General features: G+C 41.7%; 11 protein-coding genes and 1 pseudogene. 8 read left to right on the plus strand and 4 right to left on the minus strand.

Annotated features, from left to right (window positions below; all coding sequences use genetic code 11):
• Positions 1–596: 596 nt before the first annotated feature.
• Complete coding sequence (locus tag B9G53_RS17340; protein WP_094534522.1) at positions 597–2,744, plus strand: NACHT domain-containing NTPase; 2,148 nt, start codon at positions 597–599, stop codon at positions 2,742–2,744.
• A gap of 37 nt (positions 2,745–2,781) precedes the next feature.
• Here the strand turns inward: B9G53_RS17340 and B9G53_RS29120 are convergent.
• Positions 2,782–2,826, minus strand: a pseudogene (locus B9G53_RS29120) (hypothetical protein); the annotation flags it as partial.
• A 724-nt stretch (positions 2,827–3,550) separates the two neighbouring features.
• Between B9G53_RS29120 and B9G53_RS17345 the strand changes: the two are divergent.
• The 5 genes from B9G53_RS17345 to B9G53_RS17365 all read left to right on the plus strand — a co-directional run bounded on the left by B9G53_RS17345 (position 3,551) and on the right by B9G53_RS17365 (position 7,063).
• Positions 3,551–4,069: a phycocyanin subunit beta gene (locus B9G53_RS17345; protein ID WP_094534524.1), complete on the plus strand. Its 519-nt coding sequence runs from the start codon at positions 3,551–3,553 to the stop codon at positions 4,067–4,069.
• Positions 4,070–4,168: 99 nt separating this feature from the next.
• Positions 4,169–4,657: a phycocyanin subunit alpha gene (cpcA, locus tag B9G53_RS17350; RefSeq protein WP_094534526.1), complete on the plus strand. Its 489-nt coding sequence runs from the start codon at positions 4,169–4,171 to the stop codon at positions 4,655–4,657.
• Positions 4,658–4,876: 219 nt separating this feature from the next.
• The gene (locus B9G53_RS17355; RefSeq protein WP_094534528.1) at positions 4,877–5,695 is read left to right on the plus strand and encodes a phycobilisome linker polypeptide; all 819 of its coding nucleotides are present in this window, start codon (positions 4,877–4,879) and stop codon (positions 5,693–5,695) included.
• A 172-nt stretch (positions 5,696–5,867) separates the two neighbouring features.
• Positions 5,868–6,734 (plus strand): phycobilisome linker polypeptide, encoded by an 867-nt coding sequence (locus tag B9G53_RS17360; protein ID WP_094534530.1) that lies wholly within the window; start codon positions 5,868–5,870, stop codon positions 6,732–6,734.
• A 98-nt stretch (positions 6,735–6,832) separates the two neighbouring features.
• Positions 6,833–7,063: a phycobilisome linker polypeptide gene (locus tag B9G53_RS17365; protein WP_094534532.1), complete on the plus strand. Its 231-nt coding sequence runs from the start codon at positions 6,833–6,835 to the stop codon at positions 7,061–7,063.
• A 115-nt stretch (positions 7,064–7,178) separates the two neighbouring features.
• Here the strand turns inward: B9G53_RS17365 and B9G53_RS17370 are convergent, their stop codons facing one another.
• Positions 7,179–7,682, minus strand: a complete 504-nt coding sequence (locus B9G53_RS17370; RefSeq protein ID WP_094534534.1) for a hypothetical protein — start codon at positions 7,680–7,682, stop codon at positions 7,179–7,181.
• Positions 7,683–8,006: 324 nt separating this feature from the next.
• Here B9G53_RS17370 and pyrE point away from each other — a divergent pair, with 324 nt between their 5' ends.
• A complete protein-coding gene (pyrE, locus tag B9G53_RS17375; RefSeq protein ID WP_094534536.1) occupies positions 8,007–8,567 on the plus strand; it encodes an orotate phosphoribosyltransferase in 561 nt (186 codons plus the stop codon).
• 36 nt (positions 8,568–8,603) lie between these two features.
• On the opposite strand, the gene B9G53_RS17380 is transcribed toward pyrE, so the two are convergent.
• Positions 8,604–9,413, minus strand: a complete 810-nt coding sequence (locus B9G53_RS17380; RefSeq protein WP_094534538.1) for a prohibitin family protein — start codon at positions 9,411–9,413, stop codon at positions 8,604–8,606.
• A 329-nt stretch (positions 9,414–9,742) separates the two neighbouring features.
• Positions 9,743–14,686: an AAA family ATPase gene (locus tag B9G53_RS17385; RefSeq protein ID WP_141211811.1), complete on the minus strand. Its 4,944-nt coding sequence runs from the start codon at positions 14,684–14,686 to the stop codon at positions 9,743–9,745.
• A gap of 356 nt (positions 14,687–15,042) precedes the next feature.
• On the opposite strand from B9G53_RS17385, the gene B9G53_RS17390 reads away from it, so the two are divergent.
• On the plus strand, positions 15,043–15,534 hold the full coding sequence (locus B9G53_RS17390) for a DUF4079 domain-containing protein (protein WP_094534542.1): 492 nt from the start codon (positions 15,043–15,045) through the stop codon (positions 15,532–15,534).
• Positions 15,535–15,587 lie beyond the last annotated feature (53 nt).

The following is a 15,587-nucleotide window of genomic DNA, read 5'->3' on the forward strand; positions in this document are numbered from 1 at the left end:
CATTGTTATTGTTCATTGGTGGGTGCATTCCTCTTGCTAGATTTGTCCATCAAGCAATCAGTGGTATTGAACTATCCTTGTGAATGCAGGTTTACCCGTTGGGCGACCTCTGATACTGTCCAGTCTTTACTTTTCACTGTTTAAGCAGAGACGACTCTATCTACAGTACGGGCTTGGTGTCCCTAGGGGCAGAACGAGTTTATCTCTGCTTTTGCTTTTTCGGATTGTAGTAAAGATTTTATCCTTTACTTTTCTTCCTAGATACAAGGGGCTTGGTCTCCAAGCCCTCTTTCAATATGACATTAAAACATTAGGACTATGCTTGTTCTATGTAACATCCATTTTAAAGCTGAGATTAAGATCTCCGACTTTTTTTGTGCAATTACAGATCACTTTTGCTAGTCACAAAAAAAGACGGAGATCTGGGCAGTCTATAGCTTTTTTTCGCCGATCTACTTGTTCATTCGCAGATATCTGTGTTGATATTTCCCCGTTGCCTAGATGCTTAGCTTAAAAGGAACTGGGAGAAAAACGAATTTTAATTTACAAGCAACTGTAAATCCTTTAGGATCTGGCTACTATAATTGCGAAATCTCATGACTGGATTAGAACCATTTGTCGCGCCTCTAGTTAGCATCATGCTTGATGTACTCAAAGACAGTGGCAAGAAGGAATCTGAAGGTCTAATTGCTCGATTGATGAATCGAGATGTCGGTAAGGATTTTCAGGATGTCGTATTTAAGGCGGCAGGTCAGTATATAAAGAGCTACACCAAGCGTCATGGCGAACTTAAAGTGTTGGGAATGAGAGATCCTGTCAAACTGGATGATGTATTTACGACGGTTCAGTTACTTGGTGAGGATGAGGTTCAGCAATTCGCAACTATTGATGATTTGGAAAAGCTTTATCGTAAAGCAGATCAGAGATTACTGCGATATCGCTCTAAGGAAAGGCAAGATGGGATTACTGTTGCGAGTCAAAAGCAATTTCTGATGGTGTTGGGCGCTCCAGGGGCAGGGAAATCTACTTTTCTTCGCAAAATTGGTTTGGAATCTTTTAAAGGAAAAAAGGGCAACTTTAAGCATCAAGCCATTCCAGTTTTGCTAGAGCTTAAGAAATTTACTGAAAGCAAAATCGATCTCAAGGCGTTGATTGAGGCGGAGTTTACTACCTGTGGATTTCCTAAGCCTAAAGAATTTACAGAAAGTGCTTTAGAAAAGGGCAAATTGCTGATTTTGCTAGATGGTCTGGATGAAGTACCTTCGGCGAATGTCAACTCCGTTATTGATGCGATTCAAGATTTTGTAGATCGCTACGACAAAAATCGCTACATTGCCTCCTGTCGTACTGCCGCCTATCGCTACAATTTCAAGCGCTTTAGCGATGTAATTTTGTCGGAGTTTGATGATGAACAGATTCAGCAGTTTATCAATAACTGGTTTCGTTCCGAAGAAGATAAACAGGCAGGAACGGCGGCGCTTTGTTGGGAATTGCTAAAACGTGATGAAAATAAAGCGGCAAAGGAACTTGCCCATAGTCCGATTTTGCTAACCTTTCTATGCTTGACCTATGACAAGTCACAGACTTTTGCCAATAATCGCAGTGGGCTATACAAGAAGGCTTTGCGGATTCTCTTGGAGGAATGGGCTGCCGAAAAGCGGATTATGCGACAGGCAATCTATGAGGGTTTGAGCGTAGAGTTAGAGGAAGTGTTGCTTTCAGAAATTGCCTGTGAGGGTTTTGAGGCAGATCGCTTATTTATTCCTCAATCTCAATTGGTTGAGCGAATTAAGAAATTTTTATCAAGTAACCTGAATGCGCCTAAACAACTGAGTGGGGAACAGGTTTTAGATGCGATCGCTATTCAGCAAGGTATCTTGGTAGAAAGAGTTGAGGATGTGTATTCTTTATCGCACTTGACTTTGCAGGAATATCTGACGGCAAGATATATCTATGCTCATGGTCAAGTTTCGCAGATGGTAGAGAAATATCTAACTGATGAGCGATGGAGAGAAGTATTTCTATTGACTTCGGGTTTGATGGTAGATAGAGGTTCAGATGAACTTCTTCTAGAAATGCACAAAACAGCAAAACAGTATGCACGTCATCCTAAGGTGAAAGCATTACTGCAATGGGCAGATAAAGTTACGGCAGGTTCATCAGGTAATTTTAAACCTGCGGCTAAACGTGCGGTTGCGATCGGCATCGCCAGAGCCATCCACATCGCTATTGACAGCAACAGGGCTTTCAGAGACATCGCCAAAGGCATCGTCAGATACATCGCCATCGACAGAGCCATCGCCATCGACAGAGCCATCGCCACCATCGCCGCCATCGATAGAGCCATCGCCAAAGACATCGCTATTGCCATCACCATCGAAACCTTGAGTACTAGACCTATTGCTAGAATCATCGCCAGAGACAACAAATTAGAAAAATCAGGCATCTTCACAGAACTAGAATTGTCCCAATTTACAAATCAATTACAAGATCTTAAATCTGCTGAAGAAGAATCAAATATTACCCTAATTAATAAAGTAGCTGAACTAGTTAAATCTGCTTATCTCGAAGCCTTTCACCTGACTGAAGAACTTATTACTTACAACGATGAAGAATCCCAAGCTTTAAACAAATATCTTTATAGCATCGACATCCTCCTCAAATGCAAGAAAGAAGCAGCTAGACTCTCCCCTGCAACGTGGGATGCAATTGAAGCAGAACTCTTGTTACCACCACATGATTAAAAATCAAGAGTTTTTTATTTTGGGCAATTTAGTCCATCTATATTACAGAATTACAGATTCCACATTTAGGATTCCGCGCCTTTAAGTTAGCTTCTCCTCATTTTAACGTGAGTTCGACGAACGTAATTAGCAGGCAGCCAAGATCTCCGACTTTTTTTGTGCAAGCACAAATTATCTTTGCTTGCACAAAAAAAGTCGGAGATCTGAACCAATTAGATCTCCTTTATGAAACCATCAAAGCCTTTCTCAATTATGAATAAATATTAAGCATATTCCCACGCAACCTGCTTAATATTTATTCATCTATTTACAAATGCCTACCCAAGATAATGAGAAGAAAATTGTAGAACATCACCCTATTCTTTGTTGTAGGCAATTTTCACAAGGTAAAACGGTTAAAAAAAATGGTTTGTGATTAATCTTTATATTAAGAAATAAGATCAAATACAAAGAACACTTAACAATTAGCAATTAAGTATAAATATCTAAAGCTCTTGACTAGCAAAGGTTCTGTGATTTCTGTATTCATTTTATCTAACTTGATATACATCACTCAACGCTTTGCACAAAAACTGCACAAATTAGTTGTTTTAATCGTTTTAATCCCAAAGCCACTAAGCCAAAACACTTATTCAGTTGAGGTTTAGTTCTATTAAGTAAGCCTGATCTAAATTGGTTATCGTTTAATCAAGTAAAACTTAAGATTCTATTCGTGTTGGATATCTGCATAAATCGATATCTACAACAATAGTTAGGCTAGGAATGATTCGCTTTTATACATCTTTAAAAAAAAGGAGATTCTTTAAATGCTAGATGCTTTTACTAAAGTAGTTGCTCAGGCAGATACTCGCGGAGCTTTTGTAAGTGATTCTCAAATTGATGCCTTGAAGCAACTAGTTGCAGATGGCACCAAGCGCTTGGATGTCGTTAATCGCATCACCGCTAGCTCTTCATCGATCGTTACAGATGCAGCTCGTGCCTTGTTTGAAGATCAGCCTCAACTCATCGCTCCTGGTGGAAATGCATACACCCATCGTCGTATCGCCGCTTGTATGCGCGACATGGACATCATCCTTCGCTATGTAACCTACGCTGTATTCTCTGGCGATGCTAGCGTATTGGAAGATCGTTGCCTCAATGGCTTGCGTGAAACCTACAGCGCATTGGGCGTACCTGGTGGATCTGTAGCAGTTGGCATCGACAAGATGAAAGCAGCAGCGATCGCACTTGCTAACGATCCTAATGGCGTAACCCGTGGCGACTGTAGCGCTCTTATCGCTGAACTAGCTAGCTATTTCGATAAAGCAGCAGCATCCGTAGGTTAATCATTAAATTTTTTGCATTAACTTTTTGCAATATTTTATTTTTTTCTTTTTCTCGCAATTTCAAAACTTCTCATATAAATTCCTAGAGGTACATTAAGTATGAAAACTCCTTTAACCGAAGCAGTTGCTACCGCCGATTCTCAAGGACGCTATCTCAGTGTTCCCGAAATGCAAGCCGCCTTTGGTCGTCTACGCACAGCCGCAGCTAGCCTTGATGCTGCTAAAGGATTGAGCGCTAAAGCTTCTAGCTTGGCTGAAGGTGCAGCAAATGCTGTTTACCAAAAATATCCCTACACCACCCAACAACAAGGCAACAACTTCGCTTCTACCCCTCGTGGTAAAGCAAAGTGCGTTCGTGACATCGGCTACTACATCCGCATGATCACCTACTGCCTCATTGCTGGTAGCACAGGTCCTATGGATGACTACCTCGTAAGTGGTTTGACCGAAATCAACCGCGCATTCGATCTAGCTCCTAGCTGGTATGTTGAAGCTTTGAAATCGATCAAAGCTAATCATGGCTTGAGCGGAGATGCAGCTTTGGAAGCTAATTCCTACATTGACTACGCAATCAATGCCCTCAGCTAAGATTTTCTTGAGGAAGTAATGAATCAATTCATTACACCAAAATTATCTCAATAAAGAAAATCCCGAAGACGGTAAGTACACCCTGAGGGGAGGTGCTTACCGTTTTCTGCATTGTGTCTGTTATTGATCTATATTGGTTAGGCTAGTCGGTATAGCCTGCCGACTAAATAACTAAAAAATTTTAAAAAACCATTAAAAAATTTATTAAGGAGCTTCGATATGACAAGTTCTGCGGCAGCAATCCGTTTAGGATTTGAGCCTTTCGTTAATTCCTCTCCTGTGGAATTACGGACAAACTGGAGTGATTCTGACGTTCAAGCAGTTATTTCGGCAACCTACAGACAGGTGTTTGGCAACGAGCATCTGATGTTGTCAGAACGCTTATCTAGTGCAGAATCTCTGCTTGCTAGTGGCAATATTTCCGTTCGTGAGTTTGTCCGCTCTCTAGCTCAGTCTGAATTGTATCGGACAAAGTTTTTCTCCTCCACACCACAAGTTCGTTTTATCGAATTGAACTTTAAGCATCTGTTGGGACGCGCTCCCCATGATGAGGCAGAGATTACCGAACATGTCAATCGCTATATTGACCATGGATATGAAGCAGAAATCAATTCCTATATTGATTCTGACGAATATCAAGAGAATTTTGGCGAAGCGATCGTTCCTTATTACCGAGCATTTGAGACTCAACGTGGCAGTAGAAACGTAGATTTCAACCGCATGTTCCAGCTTTATCGTGGCTATGCTAACAGCGATCGCGCTCAAGGCAAAAACAAATCGACATGGCTCACAGACGATCTTGCTCGTAATAGCGCTAATCCAATCCGCACTCCTCATTTTGGTCAAGCACTATCTGGCAATACTGGTGATGATCGTGGACAACTCTATCGAGTTAGAGCAGTTCAAGCCGATCGCGGACGGACTACCCAAATTCGTCGCAGTGTCAGCGAGTACTTAGTCTCCTACGATCAACTTTCACCCACGTTACAAAGACTCAACCAACGTGGTAGCCGCATTACGCAAATTTCTCTTGCTTAATGCGATCGCCTAAATTATGTTAAAGGTATTGAATTAAGACCTTTAACATAATTTAGATTTTAATTCAGCGCCAAGCGCTCTAAGAGACTCCGCTTTTTTATAGCTCGGTTTTGCCTAGCTATAAAAAAGCGGTTAAACTCTAACTTGCTCAAACATCAAAGGAGAACAAAATATAGTGATTACAAATGCTGCTTCCCGTTTGGGAACTTCTGCTTATAGTGAGACCAGCCCCACCGAACTCCGTCCTAACTGGACTCCAGAGAATGCCCAAGCAGTAATTAATGCCGTTTATCGTCATGTATTGGGCAATGATTACATCATGGCATCAGAGCGCTTAACAGCTTTAGAGTCTCTACTTTGCAATGGTCAAATCACCGTCCGTGAATTTGTGCGTGCTGTTGCCAAGTCAGAGCTTTACAAAACTAAGTTTCTCTACCCTAATTTTCACACTCGCGTCATTGAACTAAACTTCAAGCATCTTTTGGGACGCGCTCCCTACAGCGAAGCTGAAGTAGTCGAGCATCTTGATCGCTATCAAAATGAAGGTTTTGATGCTGATATTGATTCCTACCTTGATTCGGATGAATACGAAGCTAATTTTGGTGACGCGACAGTACCTTACTACCGTGGTTTCGACAATAAAGTTGGCGATAGAACCGTTGGCTTTACCAGAATGTTCCGCCTCTATCGTGGATACGCTAACAGCGATCGCGCTCAACTTGAAGGTAATAATTCGAGATTAGCAACTGAGCTTGCTCAAAATAGTGCTTCCGCGATCGTTGGTGCTTCTGGCAGTACCGACGGATGGGCTTATCGTCCAGCCAGAGGTTCCATGCCTAATCGCGCTTTTGGTCGTTCCTCCACAGGTTCAACTGATCGCCTCTATCGCATCGAAGTTGCCGCAGCCACTTTACAAAGATATCCAAAAGTGCGCCGCGTCAATAGAGAGTACATCGTTTCCTACGAGCAGTTGAACAGCACCTTGCAACGCATCAATAAAATGGGTGGAAAAGTCGCTAGTGTGACGATCGCTCAGTAATATCGTGGTTTTCAAGTTGTCTACGACAACTTGAAAACCATAAAGCCCATATTGATTTCATTCAAATTTAAACTATTTACAACTAAAAATTTACTTTTATGACACCTTCTACTTCCAGCACAGATACTCGCTTTTTTGTCTATGAAGTATCTGGACTCAATCAGTACAAACAACCTACAAACTTTAACTACTCGATGCGCCCTATGGATAATGTCTTTATCCAAGTGCCATACAATCGCATGAACGAACAAATGCGGAGTATTGCTCGGATGGGTGGCACAATTGTAAATATTCGTCCTCTCAATGAGAATTTGCCTGAAAGTGAGTAATAATGCATAGCAATATTTAAACCCCAATAATAAAGGCGGCGCTACGCGCCGCCTTTATTATTGGGGTTTTATTTTAGACTCAACACAAAAAACTTATTTAGGGTAATTCCAACGATTACCACAAGGCTGGAACAGGACGAGAAGGGACGGCAGGAGCTTCAAACCTAGGCATAGGAACCGCAGGAGCAGGTTCTTCGGGAGCAGCACAAGCATTAAATCCTTCACTTAGCAAAGATGAGCAGTAAGAACTAGGCAAATCACGAGTGCGAATAGTCGCATCGCTAAGAGTTTGCAAGTCCAGCATTTCTCGATTCATTGCTCTAAAAGCGTTAGATTGCCGCTCAATCCATTGATCCCTAAATGTGGTTTGAATATAGGCATTAGGTAAGTTAGGATCAGAGGTCATATCTAAAACTTTGTTCTGAGCCTGAGGGTAGGTAGCAGGAAAGTTTCGAGGATATTGATTTTGATCCGTAAGTAGGGGATCGGCAAAAGCCACACCACTGGCTAGTAGCGTTGATGCTGCAACTAGTGATGAAGCTAGCCACGAGAACTTAGTACTCATATAAGTATGAATCCTCACAGTTTGGACGCTGACTAATGTAGCAGATCCAGTCATAAATTGACTGCTTTCAGGGACAAACCCTAAGATTTTTGTTAAAAGTGTTACTTTGCAACACTTTTATAGCAACGTAAGAGATAGCTAGGACAAATCAAAACCCAAAATATGAGTGACGGCGCTTCGCGCCGCCACTCATATTTTGGGTTTTATGTCCTAAGCAAAACTTGCATTGCTATAACAAAAATCTTAGGGTCTTAACAGGACAAAATGGCTACGCCATTTTGTCCTTTGGTATAAATCACTTTAATTTACTATCGAGAGGGGATAAGCAGCCTTTACACTAAAAAAGTATTTATTAAGCTCAAAAACGAAATCAAAGTTGTGGAACATTCAAATCGTGAAAAGTTACTGGATCTATTTTGTCGTCTTGCATACAAAAGCGGTGACTTTACGCTATCTTCTGGACAAAAAAGCACCTATTACATCAATGGCAAGTTAGTTACACTGCATCCCTTTGGTGGATTGTGGACTGGACAAGTGCTATTAGAAATGTTGCCAATAGGCACTGGAGCAGTTGCAGGATTAACATTAGGTGCTGACCCTATCGTGAGCGCAGTCAGTGTCGTCTCAGCCTACGAAAACAAACCAATTCCTGCACTGATTATTCGCAAACAACCCAAAGGACATGGGACAGCCGCTTGGATAGAGGGGCCAGAGCTTGCACCAAATACAAATGTGGTAGTACTAGAGGATGTGGTGACAACGGGGCAATCAGCATTATTTGCTGTCGAAAAGTTACGTGATGCAGGTTATACGGTGACTCATGTATTGACACTCGTCGATCGCCAACAGGGAGGGGCTGAGCTTTATGCTAAGGAAGGATTGAAGTTTGGGGCAGTATTCGACATTGGCGAAATTCAGAGTTACGCGAAAGGGCTTTAGTAATAATAAAGAGTGCGCTTCGCGCACTCTTTATTATTACTTTTGAGATTTTGTAATATCTAGGTTAAGAAATGGAACCGCACCATTTCCTCCTAATACTTGAGGAAACTTGCCATCCCATTTTTCGATCGCTTGTTTCTGTAACAACTCAGAAGTCAAAGTTTCACGCAATAGTCGCTGTGCTTCAGCTTGACCCTTAGCACGGTTAATGGTTGCCTCAGCTTCTTGCTCTGCTTCTCTAGCAATATATACGGCTCGCTGAGCGCGTTGCTCAGCAATTTGCTTTTCTTCTACCGCCTTAGAGAACTCAGTCGAGAAATTCAAATCAACAACGCTCGTATCCAAAACAATAATGCCGTATTTACTCAGGCGTTGACTCAAAGCCTCATCAAAATCGAGCTTGAGTTCATCACGCTTGGTAATCGCCTCTTCCACAGTGCGCCTTGCTGCGGCAACTTTAAAAGACTCTTGAGTTTGGGGAGCAATGATTTTGGAGACAATATTTTGCAAAGTCCCTTGAGTACGACGAATCGTGACCACTTCAATCGGATCAAGGCGAAAGTTAATCGCAAAACTTGCTGTGAGTTGTTGCAAATCCTTGGTAGAACTTTGGGCTGGCACTTCAAATTTCTGCACAGTCAAGTCATAGACATCGACCTGCGAAATGACAGGCGGCTTAAAGTGAACACCTTCTAGCAATACCCCATCCTTGGCTTTCCCCAAGATGCTCAACACGCCTGCTTCACCAGGGTTGATAATCACAAATGAGTTAAAACTGATAACCGCGAGAATTCCTACTATGGCAACTAGGACTAAGGATTGCCAGCTTGTTTCTTGGTCTTGCATTACTTTTTCCTATAGTTTACGGCTTTCGATCATATAGCAATCATCAAGAGAATAATGGGTTGAGCGCAAAGCGGCGAGGCTGCTTTATACCAAATAAAGAAATGGCTACGCCATTTCTTTATTTGAAAACCCTTTCTGGGTTTGGTTTTCAATGCACAAAAGTGTAGTCACACTTTTGTGCATTGGTATTACATCGATTTGCATTCAACCCCAAACAAATAAAATTTTTGAAAGTGTTGCTTTGCAACACTTTCAAAAATTTTATTGTGGTTCCTTTGATCGGAAAGTGCTATTTTTGTGATGCGGCAAAGCCGCATCACAAAAATAAATTAATTCTTAAGACACATTTGTTTTTGTTCTAGAGGCAATGTGGGTGATGATTCCAGATAGTTCTCTAATAGCACACAGCCTCTTTGAACTAGTTCATTAAAGCTCAAAGTCTCGGCATTCCACAATTTGAGGGTATTGTCGCGACTAGCGGAAACAATTTTTTTACTGTCAGGACTATAAGTTAAAGCATAGGCTTCTGCGGTATGTCCAGATAGGGTTTTGAGCAGTTTACCACTAGCCCGATCCATGATTTTGACAGTTTTATCGGCATTAGCCGCAGCGATCGCCTTACCATCGGGACTAAAAGTCATGCCAAAAATCCAAACATCAGGAGCCACTAAGATTACTTGTTCAAGAGCACCTGTTTGAGCATTCCATAGTTTTAAGTTTCCATCCTTACCAGCCGAGCCAATCTGTTTACCATCGGGACTATAGGCAACCGACAGACCTCCATTCGTATGGGCTTCCATCGTATGCACATTCTGACCACTGTTCACATTCCAGATTCTCACGGTTTGATCATTACTGGTCGAAGCTATTGACTGACTATCAGGGCTAAAGGCGATCGACCAGACCGTACCTTTATGCCCCTCTAGCACATGCAATAACTTAGGATTATTGGTATTGTTCCATTGCCATATTTTAATTTTGTTATCCCAACCAAGAGTCGCTAAAAGCTGTTGATCTGGGCTAAAGGTGGCATAGATGAGCTTTGCTCCATGAATATTCAGTGAATGCAATAGTTTACCCGTAGCACTATCCCAAATCTTTACAGTTTTATCATCACCAGAAGTGACGAGTTTTTTTCCATCAGCGCTAAAACTAACACCATAGACAGTATCTTCATGTCCTTTGAGTTCTTTTCTAAAGGTTCCATCGGCATTCCAAAGACGGACAGTTTTATCAACACTACCTGAGGCAAACATTTTCCCATCAGGGCTAAAATTCACTGACCAAATACTACTCGTATGTCCATAGAGGGTATTGAGCAAAGTAGCTTTGAGATCCCAAAGCCTCACAGTTCGATCTTTGCTAGCAGATAGGAGATAGCGACCATCAGGACTGAAGTTAACATCAAAAATGCCATCGGTATGTCCGCCTAATTTCATTTCTAATGTTCCGTCAGAGTTAAGGATTTGAATCGTACTATCTTGAGAAGCAAGCGCAATCCTCTCACCGTCGGCACTGAAGTTTAAGCTCAACACATCGGTTGAGATTCCTTTCAAAATTTGGATTAATTGGATTTGACGATTTTGATCAGTAATCTGCCAAAGCTTCACCGTTTGATCTCGCCCCGAAGTTAGCAACTGTTTGCCATTGGGATGAAATTTGACACTGTAAAGCTCTTGATCATGGGCGATCGCACTCGCGAGTAAGTTACCTTGCAAATCCCAGAGTGCGATCGTGGTGTTTTTAGCCGTCACAATCAAATTACCGTCAGGGCTAAAACTTGTATCTTGGATCGCGCCAGATTCTTTGATGGGAGAGTTATTACCAACATTTTTAGGGTTTAAAGTCAGCAGTTCAACGCCGCGATCGCTATCCCAAAGCTTGACAATGCCATCCTTACTACCAGTCAGCAACTTTCTACCATCAGGATGAAAATTCACTCTAAAAATATCATCTTCATGGGCGTAGAACTTACTAATCAATTTACCAGTGCGAATATCCCAAATCCTCACACTCTTGCCTTTTCCTGCGGAAGCGATCCTATTGCCATCGGGACTAAAACTTAAGCCGCGAATCTCACTTGTTTTCAAACCAACTAAGCGGGCGATCAACTTGCCGTTATTTTGATATAGATCTACGCTCCCATCAAAACTACCAAAGGCAAAAATATTACCATCAGGACTAAATTTTGCGGCATAAAATGGAGAATCCCTTTTGATTGATTGAAATCGATAGCGTTCACGAATGTTATAGACAATTGTTTGCAGATTTTCAAAGGATGATTGGGTAATCCTAGTTTTATCAATTCCTTCATCTGTGTCTTTTAATTTCTTCGCAGATTGGACAATGGTGACCAGTGATTCCAATTGACGATTGAGCAAAAAACTAGAGCTGGCGGAAGAAATCAATGCTTCAATTTCACCAAATTCGGCAAGCTGGCGCTGACGATTGGCTTGAAAGGCTAAACCCGCCATCACAAACAGTCCCACAACTGTTCCTATCAAGGCAAACTTTGTCAGGCGATTGAGATTAGCTTGGCTACGTTGAGCGGAGGAGCGGACTTCGCGTAGTTCATTTAGTAAACCTGCTTCTTGATTAGCACGTATAAATGAAACTAGATAATCATGGACAAGTTGGTAGCGATTGCTGGGAACTTCAGACAATTGGAAGATTAAACCTGAGCCAATTAAAATTTCTAAAACTAAATCAAGATCTTCAGTATTGCTAGAGTAAGACAACAATCCTGTTCGCAATTCATTGTAAGTTCGCAATGGACGTTTACCTTGATCATCAGTGAGCAAGATCAATACCTGTTGAGCGAGAAAAGCCGCGTTACCACAGGATTGAATTACTTCTTCAACTGATTGTTCGACAAGACGTTGCTTAGCTCCAGCCGCAAGATAGGCGGCAAGCGTGGTGATATTGCGATCTTGCAGTTGAGAGCCAACTAGTTGCAATTCGATCGGGCGCACTGACCCGCGATCGCCTGCCAGATCTTTTACCAACTCATCAACAAGGATTGGCTCAAGAGGAAAATTGGCATGGTCAGTGAGATTTTCGATCAGAGATTTAGCATCCGATGGGGAGAGATTTCCCAATGCATAACGAAAATTACGGCTTAAGATATCGACTTCTGGATGCGCCGATTCTAGTTCTAGGAGCAAATAGAGATAATCTTCACGGAGAGAAATTACGATTTTGAGTAGGGGAATTTTTAGACAATTTTGCCAAAAATCAATAAAAGTTTGTCTTTCCGCTGATTGGGTACAAGTAGAAAAGAATTCTTCAAACTGGTCAAGGATTAAAACAATCTGAGTGCCTTGAGACGCTAATTGTCTAAACTTATGTAGTAAATGTTGAGCCTCACGATCTCTCGATAAGACATCTGCTCTACTGAAGCCATTGGTATGAGGATGAAGACTTTTATAAATAGCCGCAGAAATGACATTAATCCAATTTGTATAAACATGGATCTTGATTGGTAGTAACTCTTGCCCTGTCAGCGATCGCTGCAATAGAGCAGGGAGCAAACCTGCATTTACCAATGAACTTTTACCAACTCCTGATTCGCCATGAATTACCGTGAGTTGATGCTCAATGGAGAGTATCCTCTCCACTAAGCGTTCCACATCTTGAGTACGCCCTGAAGCGGCAATTTCAACAGTATTGATGTCAAACTTACTCGCATCTAACTCCGTAATACTGGCATTAGGAGAAGTTTGTTTAGGCTGGAGAGTGCCAGCACCAATAAAAGCTCTCAGTCCATATTGCTGCTCTAGCGATCGCTGTCTTTGTCTTGCTTGGAATGCTTGGAGATAGCGACCTTGAGTAAAGGCAATATCATGAAAAGTATCGAGAAACCGAATATAGAGTTTCGGTTCATAATTAAGATTAAAGTTAGAGATCGTCGCTTCAATTACACTTGAAGCTAGGTCTAGTTCCTTAAGCTGAAGATAGCTCTGGGTGAGTAAGAGTTGATATTGACCTCGCTGAATATGGCGCATCCGCAACCAATTGTGGGTCAGGCTTTCTTCCTGAAAAACAGGAACTGGATCTAACGTAGCGAGAGCTTTACCTGCATAATCTTTCACTTGCTGCCATAATCCTCTTTCGACAGCAATTTTGGCTAAGTATCCATAATCTTGAGCGAGTTCAAGGGGCATCTGTTGATGCAATAGCAACAATGATTCAATCCATATTTCTAGTTCTTGCCATTGCTTGAGTTGTTCAAGCACACCACTATAGGCTCGGCTATATTTAGCAATTAAGTCCCATTGATGGGCTTGCTTCAAAGCGGCGATCGCTTCTTCAAAAAATTGTTTAGCCTTGCCCCAAGACGCATGAGCCAACCGCCCATTTACAAAAGAATTATGCCACCACAAATTCCCTAGATAAAATAAAACGATACCACTCTCAATCGGTCGATCTACTTTTTGCCAATAGGCAAGACTGCACTGATAGTAAATTTGCGAGACACTATGGACTTCTCCTTGAGATTCTTCATACACATCACTAGCTATAGCTTCAGAAGATCTCCACAATAACCGTCCTAAGACAAAATCTAGTTTTGCTTCTAATTCTAAGGAAATCTCTTGATTATTGTTGTATTGAGCAATTCTCAATTCTCGCCGCGCCAACTCTAGCTCACTGTAGGAGAATGATTCATAATCAGCATCGATTTTGGTGTCTTGCCAAAATAAGGGAATCTGAGGATCTCTAGTAATCTCAAATAATCGCGCTACTTGTTGATTAACTTCTGTATCTAATTCTGCATGTGTCAATCCAAATTTGATCGGCGGGGCTGCCAAATTTGCTAGCTCAGGAGCGCTAATCCATAACTGTTGGAGTTCACGATCATTCAGCCACAATACCAGTGGACATTTAATTTGCTGCTTTAGGCGATCGCGAAATAGGTTAGCTTCTAAAAATAAATCTTCTAAATTTTCAGGATAAGTTTGCTCGAACCCCAAACACATTAGAGCCGAAATATTTTCAATCTGACCATTGCGCCAAAGATTTTGCAATTTGCCATACAGAGTCTCATGGGATTGCCACCAGATCTCACGGTATCGCGATCCTGTGTTTGAGGCTAATGCAGTTAGTAGCTTTTGTCTAAGACTACGGTAATTACAATTAACAATAATCAGCGAAAAAGATCCCTGAAAAAGATTAATCGCTCTAGCCAATATTTCTAGCGATCGTCTATTTTGGGAATCTATTTCTTCCAAAGGTATCTCTTCCAAAGGCATGATCGACTGTTCGACCTGAATCACCTGTTTTGTTTTACCGCAATCGCGATAGCGTAATCGACACAGACATCTTATAGCACAAACATAAACCTAGAAGATGAGTTGCGGCGCGAAGCGCCGCAACTCATCTTCTAGGTTTATGTCCTAAGCCAAACTTGCATTGCTACATCCCAAAATCTAAAATAACTACGCCATTTTAGATTTTAAAAACCCTTACTGAGTTTGGGTTTTAAAATCTAAAAGTGTGATCACACTTTTGTGAATCGTTATTACTATAGCAATCCTACAAGTTCACCCATGGGGAAACCTAGCAAAAAACGCTACAATTATTAAAGAATGTAAAGTTTTTTGTAGTTTTCCATCCAATTTACTCCAAATCTATGACTGAACTAGCCACTAGACTCGCTGAGTCACTTCAGCCAATTTCCGAGCAATTTAAATCCCTACATATCCCCGAACCAATTACCCACTGGGGTCATCCATTTTTTATGGGGATCGTCATTGTCGCAATGGGATCATTTGTGGCAATTTCAGGATGGCGCAGTCGCACGACTACAGATACTGAAGTTGCAACCAAGAACAAAGCTGATCATCGCAAAGTAGCTCCTCTGATGACCGTATTCTTAGCCGCAGGCTATACAGGCGGATTGCTGTCACTGGTGATGCAGGGTAAACCTTTGCTAGAGAGTCCCCATTTTATTACAGGCTCAGTTGTCTTGACCTTGCTAGCCATCAATGGCACAATTTCGCTCACTGGGTTTGGTGGTAATCAACCATTACTTCGCAATGCCCATGCCTATCTAGGCAGTGCAATCGTCGTACTTTTGGTAGCCCATGCCTTGCTAGGACTTAAACTCGGTCTTTCTATCTAGTCAATAAACCACAGGATAATTTTGAAAGGGTTGCTTCGCAACCCTTTCAAAAT

The sequence above is a fragment of the Pseudanabaena sp. SR411 genome (assembly GCF_002251945.1).
In the GTDB taxonomy this organism is placed as follows: Bacteria; Cyanobacteriota; Cyanobacteriia; order Pseudanabaenales; family Pseudanabaenaceae; genus Pseudanabaena.

Excerpts from the sequence above, each read along its gene's own strand:
- B9G53_RS17340 (WP_094534522.1), top strand. The coding sequence starts at position 597 with ATGACTGGATTAGAACCATTTGTCGCGCCTCTAGTTAGCATCATGCTT.
- B9G53_RS17345 (WP_094534524.1), top strand. The coding sequence starts at position 3,551 with ATGCTAGATGCTTTTACTAAAGTAGTTGCTCAGGCAGATACTCGCGGA.
- cpcA (WP_094534526.1), top strand. The coding sequence starts at position 4,169 with ATGAAAACTCCTTTAACCGAAGCAGTTGCTACCGCCGATTCTCAAGGA.
- B9G53_RS17355 (WP_094534528.1), top strand. The coding sequence starts at position 4,877 with ATGACAAGTTCTGCGGCAGCAATCCGTTTAGGATTTGAGCCTTTCGTT.
- B9G53_RS17365 (WP_094534532.1), top strand. The coding sequence starts at position 6,833 with ATGACACCTTCTACTTCCAGCACAGATACTCGCTTTTTTGTCTATGAA.
- B9G53_RS17370 (WP_094534534.1), bottom strand. The coding sequence starts at position 7,682 with ATGACTGGATCTGCTACATTAGTCAGCGTCCAAACTGTGAGGATTCAT.
- B9G53_RS17380 (WP_094534538.1), bottom strand. The coding sequence starts at position 9,413 with ATGCAAGACCAAGAAACAAGCTGGCAATCCTTAGTCCTAGTTGCCATA.
- B9G53_RS17390 (WP_094534542.1), top strand. The coding sequence starts at position 15,043 with ATGACTGAACTAGCCACTAGACTCGCTGAGTCACTTCAGCCAATTTCC.